Annotated in this window: 18 protein-coding genes; 10 read left to right on the plus strand and 8 right to left on the minus strand. The window is 61.2% G+C overall.

Annotated features, from left to right (window positions below; translation table 11 throughout):
- The 4 genes from truB (at position 1) to GWQ27_RS11980 (ending at position 5035) form a co-directional block, all read left to right on the plus strand.
- Complete coding sequence (gene truB / locus GWQ27_RS11965; RefSeq protein WP_005317516.1) at positions 1 to 960, plus strand: tRNA pseudouridine(55) synthase TruB; 960 nt, start codon at positions 1 to 3, stop codon at positions 958 to 960.
- A 144-nt stretch (positions 961 to 1104) separates the two neighbouring features.
- On the plus strand, positions 1105 to 1374 hold the full coding sequence (gene rpsO, locus GWQ27_RS11970; RefSeq protein ID WP_005317514.1) for a 30S ribosomal protein S15: 270 nt from the start codon (positions 1105 to 1107) through the stop codon (positions 1372 to 1374).
- A 167-nt stretch (positions 1375 to 1541) separates the two neighbouring features.
- The gene (gene pnp / locus GWQ27_RS11975) at positions 1542 to 3683 is read left to right on the plus strand and encodes a polyribonucleotide nucleotidyltransferase (protein ID WP_275907448.1); all 2142 of its coding nucleotides are present in this window, start codon (positions 1542 to 1544) and stop codon (positions 3681 to 3683) included.
- Between the two features lie 41 nt (positions 3684 to 3724).
- Positions 3725 to 5035: an MFS transporter gene (locus tag GWQ27_RS11980; RefSeq protein WP_345893543.1), complete on the plus strand. Its 1311-nt coding sequence runs from the start codon at positions 3725 to 3727 to the stop codon at positions 5033 to 5035.
- On the opposite strand, the gene GWQ27_RS11985 is transcribed toward GWQ27_RS11980, so the two are convergent.
- Together GWQ27_RS11985 and GWQ27_RS11990 are read right to left on the minus strand one after the other, a co-directional pair.
- Entirely contained in the window at positions 5032 to 6114 is a 1083-nt protein-coding gene (locus tag GWQ27_RS11985) for a protoglobin domain-containing protein (RefSeq protein ID WP_275907450.1), read from the minus strand. The genes GWQ27_RS11980 and GWQ27_RS11985 overlap by 4 nt on opposite strands.
- Before the next feature lie 138 nt (positions 6115 to 6252).
- Positions 6253 to 6606: a DsrE/DsrF/TusD sulfur relay family protein gene (locus tag GWQ27_RS11990; RefSeq protein ID WP_111588463.1), complete on the minus strand. Its 354-nt coding sequence runs from the start codon at positions 6604 to 6606 to the stop codon at positions 6253 to 6255.
- Between the two features lie 159 nt (positions 6607 to 6765).
- Here GWQ27_RS11990 and GWQ27_RS11995 point away from each other — a divergent pair, with 159 nt between their 5' ends.
- The gene (locus GWQ27_RS11995) at positions 6766 to 7158 is read left to right on the plus strand and encodes a DUF1090 domain-containing protein (protein ID WP_058393767.1); all 393 of its coding nucleotides are present in this window, start codon (positions 6766 to 6768) and stop codon (positions 7156 to 7158) included.
- Between the two features lie 66 nt (positions 7159 to 7224).
- Here GWQ27_RS11995 and fumC read toward each other — a convergent pair whose 3' ends face one another.
- The 3 genes from fumC to GWQ27_RS12010 all read right to left on the minus strand — a co-directional run bounded on the left by fumC (position 7225) and on the right by GWQ27_RS12010 (position 11084).
- On the minus strand, positions 7225 to 8619 hold the full coding sequence (gene fumC, locus GWQ27_RS12000) for a class II fumarate hydratase (protein ID WP_275907451.1): 1395 nt from the start codon (positions 8617 to 8619) through the stop codon (positions 7225 to 7227).
- A 124-nt stretch (positions 8620 to 8743) separates the two neighbouring features.
- Entirely contained in the window at positions 8744 to 9484 is a 741-nt protein-coding gene (pepE, locus tag GWQ27_RS12005; protein WP_275907452.1) for a dipeptidase PepE, read from the minus strand.
- 229 nt (positions 9485 to 9713) lie between these two features.
- Entirely contained in the window at positions 9714 to 11084 is a 1371-nt protein-coding gene (locus tag GWQ27_RS12010) for an endonuclease/exonuclease/phosphatase family protein (RefSeq protein ID WP_275907453.1), read from the minus strand.
- Between the two features lie 143 nt (positions 11085 to 11227).
- On the opposite strand from GWQ27_RS12010, the gene GWQ27_RS12015 reads away from it, so the two are divergent.
- From GWQ27_RS12015 to GWQ27_RS12035, 5 genes are all read left to right on the plus strand, one after another.
- Positions 11228 to 12076, plus strand: a complete 849-nt coding sequence (locus GWQ27_RS12015; RefSeq protein WP_275907454.1) for a patatin family protein — start codon at positions 11228 to 11230, stop codon at positions 12074 to 12076.
- A gap of 543 nt (positions 12077 to 12619) precedes the next feature.
- A complete protein-coding gene (locus GWQ27_RS12020) occupies positions 12620 to 13594 on the plus strand; it encodes an isocyanide synthase family protein (RefSeq protein WP_169045539.1) in 975 nt (324 codons plus the stop codon).
- A gap of 10 nt (positions 13595 to 13604) precedes the next feature.
- Positions 13605 to 14480 carry a TauD/TfdA family dioxygenase gene (locus tag GWQ27_RS12025; RefSeq protein WP_275907455.1) on the plus strand — a complete coding sequence of 292 codons (876 nt, stop codon included), beginning with the start codon at positions 13605 to 13607 and terminating at the stop codon, positions 14478 to 14480.
- Positions 14480 to 15763 carry a nucleotide disphospho-sugar-binding domain-containing protein gene (locus GWQ27_RS12030; RefSeq protein WP_275907456.1) on the plus strand — a complete coding sequence of 428 codons (1284 nt, stop codon included), beginning with the start codon at positions 14480 to 14482 and terminating at the stop codon, positions 15761 to 15763. The genes GWQ27_RS12025 and GWQ27_RS12030 overlap by 1 nt, the downstream gene beginning before the upstream one ends.
- A 265-nt stretch (positions 15764 to 16028) precedes the next feature.
- Positions 16029 to 16949, plus strand: coding sequence for a L,D-transpeptidase family protein (locus GWQ27_RS12035; protein WP_111587321.1), 921 nt, complete (start codon positions 16029 to 16031; stop codon positions 16947 to 16949).
- 83 nt (positions 16950 to 17032) lie between these two features.
- Here GWQ27_RS12035 and GWQ27_RS12040 read toward each other — a convergent pair whose 3' ends face one another.
- The 3 genes from GWQ27_RS12040 to GWQ27_RS12050 form a co-directional block, all read right to left on the minus strand.
- A complete protein-coding gene (locus tag GWQ27_RS12040) occupies positions 17033 to 17338 on the minus strand; it encodes a type 1 fimbrial protein (RefSeq protein ID WP_265432788.1) in 306 nt (101 codons plus the stop codon).
- A gap of 217 nt (positions 17339 to 17555) precedes the next feature.
- Positions 17556 to 18896, minus strand: a complete 1341-nt coding sequence (locus tag GWQ27_RS12045) for a metallopeptidase TldD-related protein (protein WP_169045542.1) — start codon at positions 18894 to 18896, stop codon at positions 17556 to 17558.
- Entirely contained in the window at positions 18896 to 20296 is a 1401-nt protein-coding gene (locus GWQ27_RS12050; RefSeq protein ID WP_275907457.1) for a TldD/PmbA family protein, read from the minus strand. The genes GWQ27_RS12045 and GWQ27_RS12050 overlap by 1 nt, the downstream gene beginning before the upstream one ends.
- Positions 20297 to 20439 lie beyond the last annotated feature (143 nt).

A 20439-nucleotide genomic window follows, 5' to 3' on the forward strand; every position in this document is an offset into this window, starting at 1 on the left:
ATGTCTCGTAGACGCCGTTTCAAGGGTCGTGACGTACACGGCATCCTGCTGCTGGACAAGCCGACCGGTCTGACCTCCAACGATGTGTTGCAGAAGGTCAAGCGTATCTACAACGCAGCCAAGGCCGGTCACACCGGCGCCCTGGATCCGCTGGCGACCGGCATGCTGCCGATCTGTCTCGGCGAGGCCACCAAGTTCTCCCAGTATCTGCTGGAGGCGGACAAGCGCTATGAGGTGACCGCCAAGCTGGGCGAGCGCACCAACACCAGCGACTCCGACGGCGAGGTGGTCTCCACCCGTCCGGTGAACGTGGCCCTGGGTACCCTGATCGAGTCGCTGGACCAGTTCCGCGGCCCCATCATGCAGGTGCCGTCCATGTACTCGGCCCTCAAGCACAACGGTCGCCCGCTCTACGAATATGCCCGTGAAGGCATAGAGATCGAGCGGGAAGCCCGCCCCATCACAGTGTTCGAGCTCAAGCTCATCAGCTTTGAAGGGGATGAGGTCAAGCTGGAAGTGCACTGTAGCAAAGGCACCTACATTCGCTCCCTGGTGGACGATCTGGGTGAAGTGCTGGGTTGTGGCGCACACGTTACCCAGCTGCGCCGTACCCAGGTGGCCACGTATCCCTATGAGCGGATGCTGACCCTCGAACAGCTCGAGTGCATCTTCGAACAGGCCAAGGCCGAGAGCATCCCGCCGCGGGAGCAGCTCGACCCCTTGTTGCTGCCGATGGATACCGCCGTGGCCGCATTGCCCGAGGTGAACATGCTGGCGGCAGTCGCTGCCTATGTGAACCAGGGTCAAGCCGTGCAGGTAGCTGGCGCGCCGCAAAGCGGCCAGGTTCGCATGACGGTGGGCCCGGAGCGTGAGTTCATCGGTGTGGGCGAGATCGACGATGAAGGGCGGGTTGCCCCCAAGCGTCTGGTTCGCTACCACGATGAACACGACGAGGAGTGATCCTCAGGCGGTATCAGGGCGTCTTTCCCGCTGCGCCTCTTTCTCGTTGCGAAAAGTGACGGGGACGATTATGATACCGCCCTCATTTCACGGCTGAATTAGAGATTGGCTGTGAACCTTTAAACACTCTATTGGAGTAATACCATGTCTCTAAATGCTGAGATCAAAGCTTCCATCGTTGCTGACAACGCTCGTTGCGCCAACGACACTGGCTCCCCCGAAGTGCAGGTTGCCCTGCTGACTGCCCAGATCAACCATCTGCAAGGTCACTTCAAAGAGCACGCTAAAGATCACCACGGTCGTCGTGGTCTGCTGCGCATGGTTTCCCAGCGTCGCAAGCTGCTGGACTACCTGAAGCGTAAAGATGTTCAGCGTTATGCTGCTCTTATCGCCAAGCTGGGTCTGCGTCGTTAATCGACCATCAGATTTCGCGAAAAAGGGGAACCTCAGGGTTCCCCTTTTTTATTGTCCGTCAGGCTGTTGCCATCCTCACAGAATGTGTGTCACTGCTTACCTTTTGGTTCGAATCAAGTATACTTGCACGCGAATTTAAAGAGCCAAATTGTAAAAAGGAAATTCACGTGAATCCTATTGTAAAGTCATTCCAGTACGGTCAACACACCGTCACTCTGGAAACCGGTGTGATGGCCCGTCAAGCCACTGCGGCCGTTATGGTCAGCATGGACGATACCTGCGTATTTGTGACCGTAGTAGGCAAGAAAGAGGCCGATCACGGTCGCGATTTCTTCCCGCTGACCGTCAACTACCAGGAGCGTACCTATGCTGCTGGTCGTATCCCGGGTGGTTTCTTCCGTCGTGAAGGCCGTCCGAGTGAAGGCGAAACCCTCACCTCCCGCCTGATCGACCGTCCTATTCGTCCGCTGTTCCCGGAAGGCTTCCTCAATGAGGTTCAGGTGGTTGCCACCGTTATGTCCGTGAACCCGCTGGTTTCCCCGGACATCGTTGCCATGATCGGTGCCTCTGCTGCACTGGCCATCTCCGGTATCCCGTTTGGTGGCCCGATTGCGGCTGCTCGCGTGGGTTACATGAACGGTCAGTATGTGCTGAACCCGACTACCGCCGAACTGCCCCAGAGCGATCTGGATCTGGTGGTTGCCGGTACCGCCAACGCCGTGCTGATGGTGGAATCCGAAGCGGCCATCCTCTCTGAAGAGGTGATGCTGGGCGCCGTGGTATATGGCCACGAGCAGATGCAAGTCGTGATCAGCGCCATCAACGAGTTCGCCGCCGATGTGGGTACCCAGCCATGGGATTGGACCCCGCCTGCGACCAACGAAGCCCTCAAGGCCAAGATTGCCGAGCTGGCTACAGCTGAACTGGGTGAAGCCTACCGCATCACCGAGAAGGCCGTGCGTTACGCCGCCATCAGTACCATCAAGCAGCGCGTGATCGAGCAAGTGATCGCCGCCGGCGTGGAAGACGATGCCAAGAAGATTGGCGAAGAGTTCCACAGCCTGGAAAGCCGCATCGTTCGTGGTCGCGTCGTACGTGGCGAGCCGCGCATCGATGGTCGCGATCCGGAAATGATCCGTGCCCTCTCCGTCGGTACCGGCATTCTGCCCCGTGCTCACGGTTCTGCCCTGTTCACCCGTGGTGAGACTCAGGCCATCGTCGTTGCGACTCTGGGTACCGAGCGTGACGCCCAGAACATCGACGAGCTGGCTGGCCACCGCGCCGACCGCTTCATGCTGCACTACAACTTCCCGCCGTATTGCGTCGGTGAAACCGGCATGATGGGTAGCCCCAAGCGTCGTGAAATCGGTCACGGTCGTCTGGCCAAGCGCGGCGTTGCTGCCGTGATGCCGAGCGCCGCCGAATTCCCGTACGTGGTGCGCGTGGTGTCTGAAATCACCGAATCCAACGGCTCCTCCTCCATGGCTTCCGTTTGTGGTTCCTCCTTGGCGCTGATGGATGCGGGTGTGCCGATCAAGGCCTCCGTTGCCGGTATCGCCATGGGTCTAGTGAAGGAAGAAGAAGGTTTCGTCGTGTTGTCCGACATCCTGGGTGACGAAGATCACCTGGGCGACATGGACTTCAAAGTGGCCGGTACTACTCAAGGTATCACTGCGCTGCAGATGGACATCAAGATCGAAGGGATCACCAAAGAGATCATGGAGATTGCCCTCAAGCAAGCCCGTGGTGCTCGCCTGCACATCCTGAAAGTGATGGACGAAGCCATCCAGGCGCCGCGTGCCGAGATTTCCGATTTCGCGCCGCGTATCCATACCATCAAGATCAATCCCGAGAAGATCAAGGACGTGATCGGCAAGGGTGGTTCCGTGATCCGTGCGCTGACCGAAGAGACTGGCACCAACATCGAGCTGGATGATGACGGTACCGTCCGCATCTCCGCCGTGGCCAACGAAGCGGCCATGGAAGCGATCCGTCGTATCGAAGCCATCACTGCCGAGATCGAAGTGAACCGCATCTATGAAGGCAAGGTTGTGCGTCTGGCCGATTTCGGCGCTTTCGTCAATATCCTGCCGGGTAAAGATGGTCTGGTGCACATCTCCCAGATCACCGACGCCCGCGTGCAGAACGTGGCCGACTTCCTGAAGCTCGGTGACGTGGTCAAGGTGAAGGTACTGGAAGTGGACCGTCAAGGCCGTGTGCGTCTCTCCATCAAGGAAGCGAATGCACCGACCGAAGCCGTTGCTCCTGCTGCTGACGTAGCCGCTGTCGAAGAGCCGGCTGCCGAATAAGGCTGCTGTGCTGTGAAGAGCCGACCTCAGGGTCGGCTTTTTTGTGCCCGTTTTCCACCAAGCTTGTTTCCTATGAGACCCTCTGTTACAACGAAGAGCTCCCCGCGCGACGGGCAACAAGGAGCAGTATGATGTCGTGGGCCCTCCTCAGGCAGTTTCCCCCTCTGGTCTGGACAGTGATCCTGGGTACCTTCATGGTGCGCACCAGCTATTACATGGTCTGGCCGTTTCTCTCCATCTTGCTCTATCGGGAGTATGCCCTTTCGGCCACCAGTATCGGTGCCATGCTGGGGGCGACTGCGGCCATCTCGACCCTGGTCAGCTTCTATGGCGGCTGGCTGTCGGACAAGCTGGGGCGGCGCAACATCTTGCTGGCCGGTTGTCTGGTCGCGCTGCTCTGCTACGGCCTGCTGGGATTTGCCCACTCAGTATTCTGGTTAGGGGTCGGGGTGCTTGGCAGCGGCCTCTCTTCCGGCTTGATCGATGCGCCCGGCAAGGCGCTGATGGCCGACAGCCTTATCTCTGCCAAGGCCCGCGAGCTGGCACTCCACCTGCGTTACTTCTTGCTCAACCTGGGGGCGGCGATCGGGCCCCTGCTTGGGGTGACGCTGGGGATCAGTGCCCAGCAGCACACTTTTTTGCTGCTCTCCGGCAGCTATCTGCTGCTGGGGGCCGCCTTCGTCTGGGGTTTTCGCCAGCTGATTGAGGGCGAGCAGCGCAGCGGCGGCCTGGGTCTGCGCGCCGCCATCAAGGTGCTGTGGCTGGATTTGGGTTTTCTGTTGTTGGTGATGGCCAATTTGCTGATGGTGCTGGTTTACTCCCAGTTTCACTCGCCGCTGGTGCAATACCTGACGCGGGCAGAAACCCCAGAGGTAGCGAAACTGGTCGCCATCCTGGTGACCACCAATGCACTGACCGTGGTTGTGCTGCAATTCCCGCTGCTGCATCTGCTTGCCCGCTGGCCGCACAAGGTACGGCTGCAGGTCGGCATCATGTTGTTTCTGGGGGCTCAGGTGCTGTTTGCGCTGGGGGATCCCCAGCAGTGGTCACACTGGATCGGGGCCGTGCTGTTGCTGAGCGTGGGGGAGACCATTCTGTTTCCGCTGCTCAATGTGCTGATCGACCAGATGTCGCCCCCTCATCTCAAGGGGAGCTATTTCGGCGCCGGTGCGCTGGCCGGGCTGGGTGGGGCCATCGGCGCCGTGCTGGGAGGCTGGATTATCGAGCAGTGGAGTGGACAGTGGCTCTACATACTGATGACGCTGCTCTGCGTGTTGACGTTTCTGTTGTACGAATGGGGGGCCCGGATCCCGCGCCCCGAGGTGGCGAAATCCTGTGCCCACCAAGGCTAGTGGGTCTCTTTCGGATTCACCTCTTTCAGCGCCTTCTTGGCGGCATACATGCGCTCGTCGGCCAGCCGGATCAGGCTGTTACCCTCGTCGAACTGCAATGGCCCTGTCTGCACCAGGCCGATGCTGAGGGTCACATCACCTATCTGCTCTGCCAGTGTGTGGGTCAACCGTTGCAGATAGACATCTCTGGCCTGATCCTCGCTGCAGTTGGGCAGGATCAGACAGAACTCGTCTCCGCCGTAACGAAAGCAGCAATCCTCGGCCCGTGACACCTTGCGGATGGACGCACCCACTATGCGCAGTATCTCGTCTCCCCGCTGGTGCCCCTGGGTGTCGTTGATCTGCTTGAAGTCGTCGATGTCGAGGTAGGCGATGACCACTGGCTCGGCCCGGCGCTGGCAGGTGCGCAGGGTGCGGGTCAGGTTCTCCTGCAGGTGGCGCACGCTGAGCAGGCCGGTGAGAGCATCGGTGCGGCTCATCTCCTCCAGTTGCTGGGTACGCTCCCGGACCTTCTCCTCCAGCGCTCTGGCATAGATCTCCGACTTCTCCTTGGATGACTCTATCTCCGAGACCAGGCTGCGGATGTAAGTTTCGAATACCAGGGTAATGTCGAACAGAAACAGTTTGTCGAGGGCGGTCAGCATGGCGATGCGCTCGGGCTCATGGGCTATCTGGAGGAAGATATCCTCGATGAGCAGCCCCTTGAGGGTGTTGATGGCAGCCAGATAGAGCTTGGGTTCCACCCCGATCCGCTTGTGCACCAGCCCGATCCGCAGCCGGTTGTTGACGTACTCCAGGTCATACAGGCCGCTGAACAGGTCGAGAATGTAACGGCGCTGAGCCGCTCTGAGTCTTGTCAGCGTATCGGCATCGCCTATCAGCAGGGCAATCTCGGTGATCCCGGTCTGCAGCACATAGAACTTGTCGACCAGCACATCGATATGGGGTTCTATCTTGGCGCGATAGCTGGCGAGCCGGGTGAAGTCGTCCTCGTCCAGCAGCAGTAGCTCCTTGCGATGGGCTATCTCAAACTCGGTGATCCGCATCTGCTCCAGCAGGGTCTGTTCGGTTGGATTCATGGTAGTTCCCTGAACTAATATGAGGGGGCGCACATTGTTATCTAACTGACAGTGTAGACAGTAAAAACAGGGTGATGGTTTTCAAATGGCGCAGGCTCCCCGCGGATCAAGACTTGCGCCTGTGAGGCTGTGGGCTGGCTAGAAGGTCAGCACCTTGTCGGCCGCCAGTGTCCATTGGGCCAGCAGTGGCAGGGTACCGATCTCGATCCCCTCAATGAGGGGCAGCGTCGTGATGCCGCGGGCATCGGTGCAGGTCTTGCAAAGACGGATGGCGGTGCCTTGTGCCAGCAGTATCTCCAGCATCTGGCGGAGGTTGTAACCCTCGGCCGGGGCTTGCCCCGCCAGGGCGGCGCTGACAGCGTCGGACATCAGGAACAGCTGCAGGCTGGCGCCACCCTGCTCATTGAGAGCGATGGCCAGACGCAGGGTATTGAACAGGGACTCGCTGCCATAGGGGGCGCCGTTGGCAATGATGACAATTTGTTGATTCATAGGGGACTCCATTACGAAAACCCCATTGTAGACCTGGCCGGCCTGCATAGGCGTGATGTTGCACAAACTCTGTCGTACCGGTTTGTGCATGACTTGACCCGGTTGGCCGAGTACGGTCTGATAGGCGACCATCAAACATGACAGAGGAATGAGGTCGTTATGTGGAAGGTTTTCGGAATAAGTATGCTGCTGTTGGCCGGTCAGGCTTATGGCAGCCAGCAGGTCGGCTGCAAGGCTCGGCAACAGGCAGTGGCGGATCAGCTGGTCTTCGCCAAGGCGCACAATAATGCGGATCAGATAGCTGGGCTGGAGCAGGCGCTGCGCAACATAGAGGCCCACTGTACCGATGACGGTCTGTTCAAGGAGCAGCAGCAACGGGTAGCCAAGCTGAAAGAGCAGGTGAACGAGAGGCTGCTCGAGCTGCAAAATGCGCGTGTGTCGGGCAAGCCGGATAAGATCGCCAAGAAGCAGGCCAAGCTGGAAGAGGCCCAGGCCAAGTTGCTGGCCGCCCAGAGCGAGCTGGATGCCCTGAGCAAGCTGATCAAACCCTGAACGACGAATTGCACAATGAAAAAGCCGGGCATGCCCGGCTTTTTCATTTTTCAGCAAGCACTCATGTCAGATCCCCCGTCGCCCCACCATGTTGGCTGGCACTACCCAGGCATCGAACTCCTGCGCCGTGAGGTGGCCGGAGGCAATGGCGGCCTCCCGCAGGCTGAGCCCCTCACTGTGGGCCCGCTTGGCTATCTCGGCCGCCTTGTCGTAACCGATGTGAGGGTTGAGTGCCGTGACCAGCATCAGGGAGCCGGCCAGCAGCTCGTCTATGCGGGCCCGGTTGGGTGTGATGCCGGTGGCGCAGTGATCGTGGAAGCTCCGCATGCCGTCGGCCAGCAGACGCACGCTCTGTAAAAAGTTATGGGCGATCAGTGGGCGGAAGACGTTCAGCTCGAAGTTGCCGCTGGCGCCGCCTATGTTGATCGCCACGTCGTTACCCATCACCTGGGCACACAGCATGGTGAGCGCCTCGCACTGGGTCGGGTTGACCTTGCCTGGCATGATGGAGGATCCGGGTTCATTTTCCGGAATGAGTAGCTCACCGAGCCCGCTGCGGGGGCCGCTGGCCAGCCAGCGCACGTCGTTGGCGATCTTCATGAGAGACGCGGCCAGCGTCTTGAGGGCGCCGTGAGCATGAACCAGGGCATCGCTGCTCGCCAGCGCCTCGAATTTGTTGGGAGCACTCACCAGCGGCAACCCCGTCTGCTCCGCCAGGGTGGCCGCCACGGCATCGGCAAAACCGGGTGGCGTGTTCAGGCCGGTGCCGACGGCCGTGCCCCCCAGCGCCAGCTCGTACAGATGGGGCAGGGCGGCTCGAATGTGGCGCTCCCCCTGTTCCAGCTGGGAGACCCAACCGGAGAACTCCTGCCCCAGGGTGAGCGGAGTGGCATCCTGCAAGTGGGTGCGGCCAATCTTGACGATGTCGTCGAAGGCGTGGGCCTTGCGGGCCAGCGTCGCGCTCAGGGTGATCAGGGCGGGCAGCAGTTGCAAGGTAATGGCAGTGACGGCCGCCAGGTTCATGGCGCTCGGGAAGACATCATTGCTCGACTGGCTGAGGTTGACCTGATCGTTGGGATGGACGAGACAGCCCTGCCCCCGCGGACCGCCGAGCAGTTCGCTGGCCCGGTTGGCCAGCACCTCGTTGACATTCATGTTGGTCTGGGTGCCCGAGCCTGTCTGCCAGACGCGCAGTGGAAACTCCTCCTCATGCAGGCCGCACAGGACTTCATCGGCGGCGCTCATGATGGCCTGGGCCGTGCGGGCGGGCAGCAACCCCTTGGCGTGATTGACCCGGGCGCAAGCAGACTTGATGCGGGCCAGGGCGCAGATGAGCTCGGCGGGTTGGCGCTCCCCCGAGATGTCGAAGTGGAGCAGGGAGCGTTGGGTCTGGGCGCCCCACAGCCGCGCGGCTGGTACCTCTATCTCCCCGAAGCTGTCGTGTTCGATCCGTGTCGTCATGGCATACTCCCGTCTAACAAAACAAGGGGCGAGGGAAGATCCCTTGCCCCTTACAGCATGGCAAACCGCCGGTTCGACGGCTCAGATCAGCACCTCACCTCTATGCCCCCTTTTTCATGGGCAGTCAGCCGCGAGGGCTAAAGGGGGTCAACGCCGCCAGCGGGGTGGCATCCATGAATTCCTGCACCTCCTCGCCGTGTTTGAAGATCTTGTAGCTCTCGCCGCGGGCGCTCCAGTATTCGAGGGTGTCGCCGCTGCTCTCACCGCTTATCTGCAGCAGGCTGGCTTCGCGCAGGGCCACCACGTATTCGCTCGGGTTGATGGCGCAGAACTCCGCGAGACGTTCGTCGCGGGTTTCGCCCATGTGGCCGCTGATGCTGGCATCCAGATAGTGGGGGTTGATCTGCAGCGGGAACAGGCCCAGCGCAGGCAGCACGGCGGCGTTGCACACCGGCATGTCGTTGGTGGTGCGAATGCTGGGGGTTGCCACATTGCAACCGGCGCTCCAGCCCACATAGGGTACGCCCCGCTCGCGTACCGCGCGCTGGATTGGCACGACCAGACCATATTCGTGCAGCAGCTGGTTCAGGCGCCAGGTATTGCCACCGCTGATGAAGATGGCATCAGCCTGATTGATGGCATCCACAGGGTCATCAAACTGATGAATACTGATGGCTTCCACCCCCAGACTCTCGGTGAGATCGCGGGCGCGGGCATCCCAGTCGCTGCGGATCACGGCGTAGGGGATCAGCAGTATGCGTTTGACCTGTTTGCGGGCGAGCAGGGTTTGCACCCTATCCCGGGCCCAACCGAGCAGACCCGGAAATTCGGTGGCTTTACCGTTGCTGAGAAGAAGCAGTTCCATTAAGCGTGTCCTCGATGAGTGAAAGCGGAGGCATCATCGCCAGAGCCTGGCGACAAGAGTCCCCATTCTAGCCTCATTGGTGCCCGGGTTCTGTGATCCCGTCGCCCCACCTTGGCAATGACACCCATTGCTGTGCGCCTTGGCGCTTGCGGTGACCAAGGGCGCTTCACTTTGTTTGAAAACAATCAGGGGGCCCGCGGGCCCCCTGATTGTTGAAAACGCTCGTTGTTTAGTCGAGCTTGAAGTCGACCCACACCAGCCGGTGATCCGAGCTGACTCCCTTGGCGATGCCCAGCTTGGCGTCATACACCAGGTGGTAGCCCGGCTCGAAGCTGGCCGGCCAGAACACGCCGGAGGCGACCGCGTTCAGGTTGGCGGAGGGCAGCAGGTGGTCAAGCTGCAGGCCGCTGCTGCTGGTGATGCGCTCCGGGGTGGGACGCTTGTTGTTGCGTTTGCACTGATCCGGCTGGCTGGCGAGGCACTCGGGGCCACCCTGGCTGACCGGTATGATGGCGCCGTTGGTGACAGCCTGATTGACCAGCACATGGTTGTGCAGATCCTGAATGGCGGTGAGATCCCCGTCGCCAATCTGGGGATCGGCGTTGAGATCCCCGGCGATGACGAACTTGGCGCCCTCGGCCAGGCCGCCGGCCTTGCCCGCGTCATCCACCATGTAGCTGGCGGTCTCCACGTAGTCCTGCCAGAAGGCGACTTCGGCGCGGTTGTGCTTGACGTTGTGGCGCGCCGCGTTGCCGAAGATGGGCGGGGTCGGGTGGGAGATGAGGAAGTGGATCACCTCCTCCTTGTCGCCGCGCTTGATGCGCACCGGCACGTCGGCGTGGTTCTTGGACGAGAGCGGGAATGCCTGCCAGGCGGCGTCGTCATACCAGGCATCGCCGCACTGGCGGCCCGCCGGGATCGGCGCCTTGGGGTTGCTGCAGTCGTCGATGACAGGGTTCGATTCGCCGGGCATGTCCTTCCACTTGAAGTGCTGGAAGGTGCGGATCTGCTTGGTGTCGATGGGGTACTGGGACATGACGGCGAAGGCGTACTGGCCGTGGTAGTTGCCAAAGCCCCAGGCGTCGTCCGGCCCGCTGCCCACCTTGCCATCCAGGTTGAGGTCATGGCCGCTCATCAGGCCGGTATTGGTGGCGAAGTTTTGCAGCACAGGGTAGCTGATGGCGGTCACTTCGGTGTGCTGGGCGTGGGCCAGGTAATTGTTGTTGAACGCCTTCAGGTCGGCGGTATTTTCACCTTTGCCGTCGTTGTCGAACTCGTTGAGCAGGAACACATCCGGCCGGGTGCGCTGGATGATTTCGGCGATATTGCGGATCTGCTGCACATTTTTGGCCCGGGTGATCTCGGCCTGACCCAGACTGGCATCACCGGCCTGATAGCGTGCCAGCAGGGTGTCCTGCTCGGCGCGGGTCAGGGCCAGTTCCCCGCTCAGCATGCCGGGAGCGGTGCGATCAAAGGAGAGGTTGAAGGTAGCGAAGCGAACCATGGTATCTGGAGTCTCGGAGTCATTGTTGCTGTTACAGCCTGCCATCAATCCGAGGGAAATGGCAGCGGCGAGTAGGGACTTGCTGATTTTTTTCATTGTAATATTCCGTAGCATCAATAAGTTATACCTCATGGCACCAGAGCAGAGGCGCGCCCATTATAGGGAGCGCAACGTGGGGATGGGCACCGGATGGGTCAAAGTGTGAGTCCATTCACAGAGCAAATTCAGCGGGAGGTGAGATGAGTCGGCGGCAAACGGCCTTGGTGGTCGAGGGGGGCGCCATGCGCGGCATTTTTGCCGCCGGTGTGCTGGATGCCTTTCTGGCACAGGGCAGGACGGCGTTTGATCACTGTATCGGGGTCTCGGCGGGGGCGGTCAATCTGGCGGCTTTTCTGGCCGGTCAGCGGGGACGCAACCACAGCGTCATCACGGACTACTCCTGCCGCCCCGAGTTCATCAGTCTGGCCAGGTTCGTGCGCGGCGGCCACTGGCTCGATCTCGACTGGCTGTGGGCGATCACCATCCGCGAGTGCCGACTCGATCTAGCCCGCTTTGCCGTGAATCCGGTACCGCTGACAGTAGTGACCACCCGGGTCTCGGACGGCCAGGCCGCCTACCTCAAGGGGAACGCGGCCGAGCTGGAGCAGCAGATCAAGGCCTCCTGTTCTGTGCCCCTGGTCTATCGCGACTTCGTGCGCATCGGCGGGGAAGCCATGACGGATGGCGGGGTGGCCGACTCGATCCCGGTGCGTCATGCCTACGAACAGGGGGCGCGCGATATAACTGTGGTGCTCTCCCGCCCCCTCGGCTATCGCAAGCGGGCGCCACGTCTGCCGGCCCTGCACCGATATCTGCTGCGCCAGACCCCGGCCCTGGCTCGCGCCAGCCTGGCGCGTCATCAAAGTTACAACGACGCCATCGACTTCATCCTCCAGCCACCGGCAGATTGTCACATCCGGCTCATCCACCCGCCGGCGGGCTTTCGGGTCGGTCGCATGACCACAGACAAGGGGCGGCTGGAGCAGGGTTACCAAATGGGCTGGCGGGCGGCCCTGGATTATCTGGCTGCCGACCTGGCCCAGCCTTGAATCGTCTGGCGGCTCCGCCCAGAGCCGCCACCATGAAAAACCATGGCGATGCCGCTGGGGGTCAGTGATGAATCATTTCGCCCGCCCCCCCCGTCTTGATTGCCAAAGCTCACGCCCTGCTCGTCTGCTTAATATGCAGCTGGATAATTGTTTGCGATATTTAAAGCAAAATGGTCAGCATTGACGGCATGAGAAAATATCACTGTTAAGTTGAGCTAAATAATCCACGAGTCAAATTGTGACGGAATAATAAAGCCGGTGGGGAACTTTCCTGGCTGGTGTTTTTTAATACGCTTCAATGCTCATTAAATCTGTTTTTATTCATATGCATAGGGTGGATTAGTTTATGCGAAATAGATTATTAGCGCTGGGTTGAATCTCTTTACATTAATGGCGAATTGATAGCCTGACTTCATCTCGGCTACTGTCCCCTCTCGATTCGTTTGGGTAGCAAACGGATACGCCCATAATAACGACAGAGACTGGACGCATTGATAAAGAGTCATCTTTATTGATTTTATCCTGCCTAAAGGAGCCGGAATAATGAGTGGTTTATCTTCCCATCAAATTGCCCGAGAGATATTTGCCGAGCTGTTGCCCTATCGTCGCCGCTTCCCCGATCCCATCCTGGACCGGCACAGCGAAGAGCAGGAGGTGGCGGCCATCCAGATCCCCCGGCTGCAGGCCTTCATCGAGCGGGGCGAAACCATTACCTGCGTCTTGCCCGCCTTTCCCACCAAGTCGCCGAACCCGAACAAGGTGCTGGGCACCCTGCCGGACATGGCGGAGCGCCTCTCCCTCAGCTTTCTCAATCACCTCTGCCAGCGCATCCAGCTGCACTACCGGCCCGGCATGCGGATCCTCATCTGCTCGGATGGCCATGTCTTCGGCGATCTGATCCGGGTATCGGATCAGGCCATTGATGCCTATCAGGCCCACATAGAGCAGCTGATCCTGGAGCTGGGGGCGACCCACCTCGGGGTCTTTCACCTGGGGATGGTGGCGGGCATGGCCGAGTTCTGTGCCAGCCGCGACTTCGACACCCTGCGTGAACAGCTGGTCGAGCGTTATGCCGAGCCGCTGGCGCAGATCAGTGAAGAGGTGAAGACCACGGAGGAGGGGGTTCGTCTCTATCGCGCCATGACCCGCTTCCTGTATGAAGACAGCCAGCTGCCGGACACGCCACTCTCCAACACGGCGCTGCAGCGGGATGCCAAGTCGCGCACCCACGGCGTGATCCAGCGCAGCCGCGCCTGGGGCAAGCTGCTGGCGGAGCGCTTCCCCGAGGCCATCCGTCTCTCCATCCACCCCCAGGCCAGCCACAGCCTGAAGATGGGCATTCACATGCTGCCGACCCGGGATGACTGGCTCACCCCTTGGCACGGGGTCGCGGCCAATCTGGATGGCCAGTTCGTGCTGATGAAACGGCGCGACGTGCTGGCTCTGGAGCACGAACTGGTCCATATCCACGGTCGTCCGAGCCACTACCTGATCCACAGCAAGCGGGCCGCCGCCTGAGGAGTTCACCATGACTGCATCCATTATTCCCCTCGGCGGCGAGCTCTGCCGTATCCGTCCCCAGGCTCCCTTTGGCCTGCTGATCGAACCGGCCAGGAGCGAGCAGCCGGTGCAGGCTCTGCCGGTCGGGTCGCTGCGCGAACTGGCCCGTCGCCACGGCGTGCTGATCATGCGTGGCTTTGCTTCTGGCTTTGTCGACCCCGAGCGGCTGACACATTACGCCGAGCGCTGGGGCGAGATCATGATGTGGCCCTTCGGCGCCGTGCTGGATGTGAAAGCGCACGAGAACGCCACCGATCATATTTTCGATTCCAGCTATGTGCCGCTGCACTGGGATGGCATGTACAAGCCGACCGTGCCGGAGTTCCAGCTGTTTCACTGCGTGCATGCACCGGCCGCCGATGAGGGTGGGCGCACCACCTTCATCAATACCCGCCAGTTGCTGGTGGACCTCGATGGTGAGCGGCTGGCCCGTTGGGAGCGAGTGCGGATCACCTATCGCATCAAGCAGGTGGTGCACTACGGTGGCGAGGTGACCTCGCCTCTGCTGGTGCCTCATCCTGTGAGCGGTGAAACCGTCATGCGCTACAACGAGCCGCCGCGGGAGGGGGTTCGCTTCCTCAACCAGCATGCGCTGCAGATCGAGGGGATTCCGCCCGAGGATCAGGCCGCCTTCCTGCAGGATTTGCACGAGCGACTCTACGATCCGCGCTACTTCTATGCCCACCAGTGGCAGCCGGGGGATGTGGTGATTGCCGACAACCTCGGCCTGCTGCACGGGCGGGAAGGCTTCACCGCCCGATCGGCGCGCCACATCCAGCGGGTCCATGTCCAGGCCAGTCCGCTCTGCCTCAACCCGGCGCTGGCGCCGCAAGGGGCTGCGTGATGGCGACCATTTTGCTGGCGGCCACCGCCACCCCCGGCCACGTCAACCCCATGCTGGCGGTGGCCCGCCTGCTGGTGGGGGAGGGGCACAGGGTGCTGATGCTGTGCGGCGCCCTGTTCGAAAAAGGGATCCGCCAGAGCGGCGCCGAATTTGTGTCCTTCTCCTCCGAGGTGGATTTTGACTACCGGGCGCTGGAGCAGCACTTCCCCGAGCGTGCCGAGCTGAGCGGCATTGCCCAGATGGCGCTGGCGCTCAGGCGCTTTTTCGCCGCGCCCATCCCGCAACATGACAGCCGGCTGCGGGCGCTGATCGCTGAAGAGGGGGTGGATCTGCTGCTGGTGGAGAACGGCTTCTACGGTGTGCTGCCGCTGCTGCAACAGGCCCGCAGCCAGCGCCTTCCCATCCTGATGCTGGGGGTGAACCCCGTCTCTTTCTCGAGCCCGGATGCCATTTTCTACGGCCCGCGCATCGCCCCCGAGCTGCGCCGCTCCCTTGGCGAGCTGCCCTGGCTGGATGAACAGACCCGACGACTGCAGGCCGAGGTGCAGCAGAGCTTCGATGCTGCCCTGGCCGAGGCAGGGGCGCCGCCGCTGGCGGCCCCCTTCACCGATGTGATGGTGACGGCGCCGGATGCCTTCCTGCAGCTCTCCTGCACCGGCTTTGAATATGAGCGGCCGGAGCTTGAGGGGGTGATCCGTCATATCGGCCCCCTGTTGCCACCGGGGATTGCGTTGACGCCGCCACCCTGGTGGGAACGGCTGGATGGGCGGCCGCTGGTCATCGTCAGCCAGGGCACCCTGGCCAACGTGGATCTGGGGCAACTGCTGATCCCGGCCATGCAGGGGCTGGCGGGTGACGAGGTGCAGTTGCTGCTGACCACGGGCGGGCGGGATCCGGCGCTGCTGGGGCCATCTATCCCCGCCAATGTGATCGTCACCGACCATGTGCCGTTCGAGCTGGCGCTGCCCCATGCCGCCGTGCTGGTGACCAACGGTGGCTATGGTTCTGTGCAGGCCGCACTGGCCCACGGTGTGCCATTGGTGGTGGCGGGCACAGGGGAGGACAAGGCCGAGGTGGCTACCCGGGTGGCATGGAGTGGCGTTGGCATCAATCTGCACAGCAACGAGCCGACGGCAGAGGCCGTGGCTGCGGCAGTGCGCAAGGTGGTGCACGAGCCGCGTTATCGGGCACGGGCGCGCCTGCTGGCCGACGAGATGGGTAGGCTGGATGCCAGGGCCGCCATCAGGGAGGCCGTGACCCGCCTGCTTGCCAGCGCCTGCTGAAGAGAGGGAGACCCATGGGTCTCCCTTTTGTTCATGCTCTACTCATTTACTGATTGTTAGCTTGGCAAGGGTAAAAATGACAAGTCAGGGGCTGTGAATAGACTGTTCATGCAAAAAGAGCCATCCTGACGTTGAAATTTTGTCCGACTCAGGGAAGAATGCGCGCTCGGTGATTGGCCTCGGGCGCAAGGTGACTCGTCACAGGTCAGACCGAGGATGACACGGCCCCCGGCCAACTTGGTACAGGAAACCACACAGGAATTTTATGAATCCTTTTCGCACTGCCGCTTCGGCCCTTTTATTTACGCTGACGCTGGTCAGCTATCAGGCTGCTGCCGTTGAATACCAGCTGCCCGCTGCCAATAGCCGCCTGATCGGTGAGAACCTGGAGTATGTGGTACCCGCGGACAATCGCCCGCTGGAGCAGATCGCCTCCGACTTCCAGTTGGGTCTGACCAACATCATGGAAGCCAACCCCGGGGTCGACCCCTATCTGCCGACACCGGGCAGCACGCTGATCATTCCTCATCAGCTGATCCTGCCGAATGCGCCCCGTGAAGGTATCGTCATCAACGTGGCCGAGATGCGCCTCTATTACTACCCGAAAGGCAAAAATGTCGTCGAAGTGCTGCCCATCGGTATCGGCCAGCTGGGTGTGAATACCCCGGAAAACTGGATCACCAAGGTTGAACGCAAGCGTGCCAACCCGACCTGGACTCCGACCGAGAACATCCGTCGCCGTTATGCGGCCCAGGGCAAGACACTGCCTGCGGTCTGGCCTGCGGGTCCGGACAACCCCATGGGTCTGCATGCCCTCTATATCGGCAACCTGTATGCCATCCACGGTACCAACGCCACCTTCGGCATCGGTCTGCGAGTGAGCAGCGGCTGCGTGCGCCTGCGCGCCGACGACATCAAGTATCTGTTCGACAACGTGCCGGTCGGCACCCGCGTCCAGTTCGTCAACCAGCCGGTCAAGTCCACGGTCGAGCCCGATGGCGGTCGCTACATGGAAGTCCATGAGCCACTGTCACGCAACGAGGAAGAGTTCAACTCCTCGGCGTCCGTGCCGCTTCCCATGACTCCTGCCATTACTCGCTTCATCGCTCATGCCGACAGCGACTCCAATGTGGTCAAACAGGTGCTGGAACAGCGTACCGGTATGCCGACGCGTCTCAACCCCTGAGCCTGATGGCTTGAATGTGAGACTCGGTAATGATAACGGCGACCTTATGGTCGCCGTTGTTGTTTCTGTCCTCGGCAGTGGGATTATTTGTGGCTGATGGTGACGATCGCCATTGTGCGGCCTTCATCGACCCACTGGTAGGAAACCTGACTGTGGGAGAGGCTCATTGACGTCTCTCTTGCCAGCTGTTGCAGATCAACTGTCTCGGTTGTTTGTGAGGGGCCGGAGAGGCAGGTGACCTGCATCTGCTTCTCTTGCTGGTTGACGCGGCAGGCATCTTCCACGATGGCGCCGCTGAAGGTGATGCGTCCTGTGCTGCTTGCCGAAGCGGCCTGTGCCATCGATATGCCCAGTGTGGCGAGGGTGATCGCCATTGCGATTGTCTTCATGCAGACCTCCATGTTGTCTTGCACTTTGGTAGGAAACCGCGTTTTCATTGCCTTGCATTGTCAGTATCGACGGTGCCAGGCGGGGCGTGAGCCTTATTTGACCATTAGTCAGCAAGCTCCAGGCCAAAGGTCAGAATAAAAAAGAGGGCAACCCTTGGGGTTGCCCTCTTGCTGTTCAGAACGGGACAAAGTGCCATTTTCTCTTTAAATGCGGGGGTTACTTGCCCGCAATGTTCAAACCACCAAAACGGATCAGCGGCGCGTAGAAGCCCTTGCCATCGTTGTGCTGCAGACGGTCACCGACCGCTTCCAGCTCGCCGAGCAGGCGGTAGAAGTTGCCTGCGACCGTGATGCCGCGCACCGGCTGGATTCGCACGCCATTCCGGCACAGGAACCCTGACGCGCCGAACGAGAAGTCACCGCTCACCGCGTCGGCCCCTGAGTGCAGGCCATCGAGTTTGAGCAGCTCCAGATACTCGCCGGTTTTGACCTCTGCCTCGCTGTGGGGGCCTTTGCCAAACACCAGATGGCGGGTGGTCACATCCAGCGCGCTGCGGGCGCTGCGGGCGGCCGAGCCGTTGCTCGCCACGCCAAAGTGGTGGGCGGTGGCGCTGTTGTGGAGCAGGGTTTTCAGCTCGCCCTCGCCAATCAGCAACAGATCCGAGGTGGCTGTCCCCTCGCCATCGAATGCCTTGATGTTCATGCCGCCCGGCATATAGGCCCGGCTCTCCAGGGTGAGCCAGCGGGAAGCTACAGACTGGCCCACCTTGTCTCGCCAGGGGTTGATCCCCTGCTGGGCCCACTTGCCCGAGAGCGCTGCCTGGAAGCAGCCAAACAGGCTGGCGAAGCAGTTGGTGCTGAAAATGGCGCTGTAGCGACCGCTCGGTACCGCTTCCCCCGGCAACAGGTCATGGGCCACGGCGTAGATCTGTTCGACAAGGGTCTGGCTATCCAGCTCGTCGAAGCGGCGGCCATACTGCCCTTGCGAGTGCATCGACTGGCGGCCATCCCGCTCCACCAGCGCCGAGGTATAGCAGCCGACGCTGAATTCACTGTGCTGGCAGAGGCTGCCCAGGCTGTTGGCGAGCCAGAGGCGGCTTTCCCCCTCGAAGAAGCTGTTGTAGGGGGCACCGGTCACATCAGGTTGCGCCAGCATATCCGCCTCGAGGCGCAGGGCCAGGGCGATCTTCTCCTCCACCGCCGTGGTATCGGGCTGGTTTATCTCGGCGAAGTCGGTGCTGATCCGGCTGCCGGCAACCGAGATGCGCTGATCCGGGTCCACCTTGGCAAAGCGGCTGGCATCCAGCGCATCCTGCAACATGGCATCGAGGGCCGCCTCATCGAGGGATTCCGAGTAGGCGATGCCGACCCGGCCATCCTTGATCAGACGAATGCCGAGCTGCTGACTGCTGGTGACCTTGTATTCCCCGAGCTCGCCCTTGTCGGCCTTGAGGGAGAAGGCTTTGTCCTGATTGGCGATGATATCCGCCTCGGCGCCCAGATCGGCGACCTTCTCCAGCAGGCGGGTGAGCAGGTTGTTCATGTCGAGTGTGCTCATCAGGCGTTCCCTCCTACCAGGATCTTGTCAACTTTCAAGGCGGGTTGGCCGACAGACGTGGGTACCGAGCCCGAGACGGAGCCGCACATGCCGGCGGCCAGCGCCAGATTGCTCCCGACCATGGAGATCTCTTTGAGCACTTGCGGGCCCGTGCCGATCAGGGTCGCCGATTTGAGCGGGCGGGTGATCTTGCCGTGCTCGATGAGATAGGCCTCCTGCACGTTGAAGTTGAACTCGCCGGTACCCGGCTGCACCGAGCCGCCCCCCATCTTCTTGGCATAGATGCCGTGCTCGACGGTGGCCAGCATATCGTCGAGGCTGTGGTTGCCCGGTTCGATATAGGTGTTGCGCATGCGCGAGGTGGGGGCGTATTTGTAGGATTCGCGCCTTCCCGAGCCGGTGCGGGCGTAGCCAGTCTTGAGGGCGCCCATTCTGTCCACCAGAAAACCGGTCAGCACGCCGTCCTTGATGAGCTGGGTGTGCTGGGTCGCCATCCCTTCGTCATCGACGTTGATGGAGCCCCAGGCGTTGCTCTGCAAGCCTTCATCCACGGCGCTGACTGCCGTATTGGCGATCAGCTGGCCCATCTTGTCGTGGAATACCGAGGCCTTCTTGGCGACCGAGGTGGTCTCCAGCAGGTGGCCGCAGGCCTCGTGGAAGATGACGCCGCCAAAGCCGCTCTCCATGATGACCGGCAGGGTGCCGCTCGGGCAGGGGGCTGCACCGAGTTTCACCAGCGCCTGGCGAGTGGCGGTGAGGGCCAGCTCGCGCGGATCGATACGATCTGCGTGTTCCCAGCCCATCAGGGCGCCGGGCGCCTCATAGCCCACGCTCTGCTCGCTCCCCTCAACGGCGATGGTCTGGGCCATGATGCGGTTGTAGTGGCGGCGATCGCTCACCTGCAACCCTTCGCTGTTGAAGATCTCCACCTCCTGCTCCCAGCCCAGCACATTGCCGGAGAACTGGCTCACCTTGCTGCTTTCGGCGCGGGCCACCGCATCCATGGCGTGCAGATAGGCAATCTTCTGCTCCAGCTGCTTGTCGGCCGACAGCGGCAACGCCACCGGGTTGCGATCGGTCAATCGGGTGAAATCGAAGGCGGTGGCGGTCACCACCGGGTCGCGTCTGTCTTTGGCCGCCAGCAGAGTGACGATGCGCAGCAGCTCGTCGCGGCTGGCCAGATTGGTGTAGCCGTAGAGCACCTTGTGGCCGTAGCACAGGCGCACGCCTATGCCGAAATCGAGGCCGCCACTGATGTTCTCTATCTGGCTGGAGAGCAGGCTGAGCTGGCTGCGGCGTTTGCGCTCCACAAACAGCTCGGCGAAGTCAGCACCCAGCGCCAGCGCGTGATCGAGTACGTCGCGGGCAATGGCGGGGGCCAACAGGGAGAATGGGGTCATAGAATATCCTTTTCTGGTCTGTTCCTGTTTGCTTCCGACACCCGTTCTGATTGTGTTATGGGGTGTCGATTGCATTGTTGCAGACCAGCACAAAAAAGTCGCTATAGCGTCAAGCGATGATACCGATTGAGAAAATCGGTGCG

Source organism: Aeromonas sp. 5HA1 (assembly GCF_029237245.1).
Classification (GTDB): domain Bacteria; phylum Pseudomonadota; class Gammaproteobacteria; order Enterobacterales; family Aeromonadaceae; genus Aeromonas; species Aeromonas salmonicida.

What these genes read in the sequence shown, in the direction of transcription:
- GWQ27_RS11990 (WP_111588463.1), bottom strand. Translation starts at nt 6,606, where the DNA reads ATGAATCAACAAATTGTCATCATTGCCAACGGCGCCCCCTATGGCAGC.
- GWQ27_RS12010 (WP_275907453.1), bottom strand. Translation starts at nt 11,084, where the DNA reads ATGAAAAAAATCAGCAAGTCCCTACTCGCCGCTGCCATTTCCCTCGGA.
- GWQ27_RS12050 (WP_275907457.1), bottom strand. Translation starts at nt 20,296, where the DNA reads ATGACCCCATTCTCCCTGTTGGCCCCCGCCATTGCCCGCGACGTACTC.
- GWQ27_RS11985 (WP_275907450.1), bottom strand. Translation starts at nt 6,114, where the DNA reads ATGAATCCAACCGAACAGACCCTGCTGGAGCAGATGCGGATCACCGAG.
- GWQ27_RS12045 (WP_169045542.1), bottom strand. Translation starts at nt 18,896, where the DNA reads ATGAGCACACTCGACATGAACAACCTGCTCACCCGCCTGCTGGAGAAG.
- GWQ27_RS12030 (WP_275907456.1), top strand. Translation starts at nt 14,480, where the DNA reads ATGGCGACCATTTTGCTGGCGGCCACCGCCACCCCCGGCCACGTCAAC.
- truB (WP_005317516.1), top strand. Translation starts at nt 1, where the DNA reads ATGTCTCGTAGACGCCGTTTCAAGGGTCGTGACGTACACGGCATCCTG.
- GWQ27_RS12025 (WP_275907455.1), top strand. Translation starts at nt 13,605, where the DNA reads ATGACTGCATCCATTATTCCCCTCGGCGGCGAGCTCTGCCGTATCCGT.
- rpsO (WP_005317514.1), top strand. Translation starts at nt 1,105, where the DNA reads ATGTCTCTAAATGCTGAGATCAAAGCTTCCATCGTTGCTGACAACGCT.
- fumC (WP_275907451.1), bottom strand. Translation starts at nt 8,619, where the DNA reads ATGACGACACGGATCGAACACGACAGCTTCGGGGAGATAGAGGTACCA.
- GWQ27_RS12040 (WP_265432788.1), bottom strand. Translation starts at nt 17,338, where the DNA reads ATGAAGACAATCGCAATGGCGATCACCCTCGCCACACTGGGCATATCG.
- GWQ27_RS12020 (WP_169045539.1), top strand. Translation starts at nt 12,620, where the DNA reads ATGAGTGGTTTATCTTCCCATCAAATTGCCCGAGAGATATTTGCCGAG.
- GWQ27_RS11995 (WP_058393767.1), top strand. Translation starts at nt 6,766, where the DNA reads ATGTGGAAGGTTTTCGGAATAAGTATGCTGCTGTTGGCCGGTCAGGCT.
- GWQ27_RS12035 (WP_111587321.1), top strand. Translation starts at nt 16,029, where the DNA reads ATGAATCCTTTTCGCACTGCCGCTTCGGCCCTTTTATTTACGCTGACG.
- GWQ27_RS12015 (WP_275907454.1), top strand. Translation starts at nt 11,228, where the DNA reads ATGAGTCGGCGGCAAACGGCCTTGGTGGTCGAGGGGGGCGCCATGCGC.
- pepE (WP_275907452.1), bottom strand. Translation starts at nt 9,484, where the DNA reads ATGGAACTGCTTCTTCTCAGCAACGGTAAAGCCACCGAATTTCCGGGT.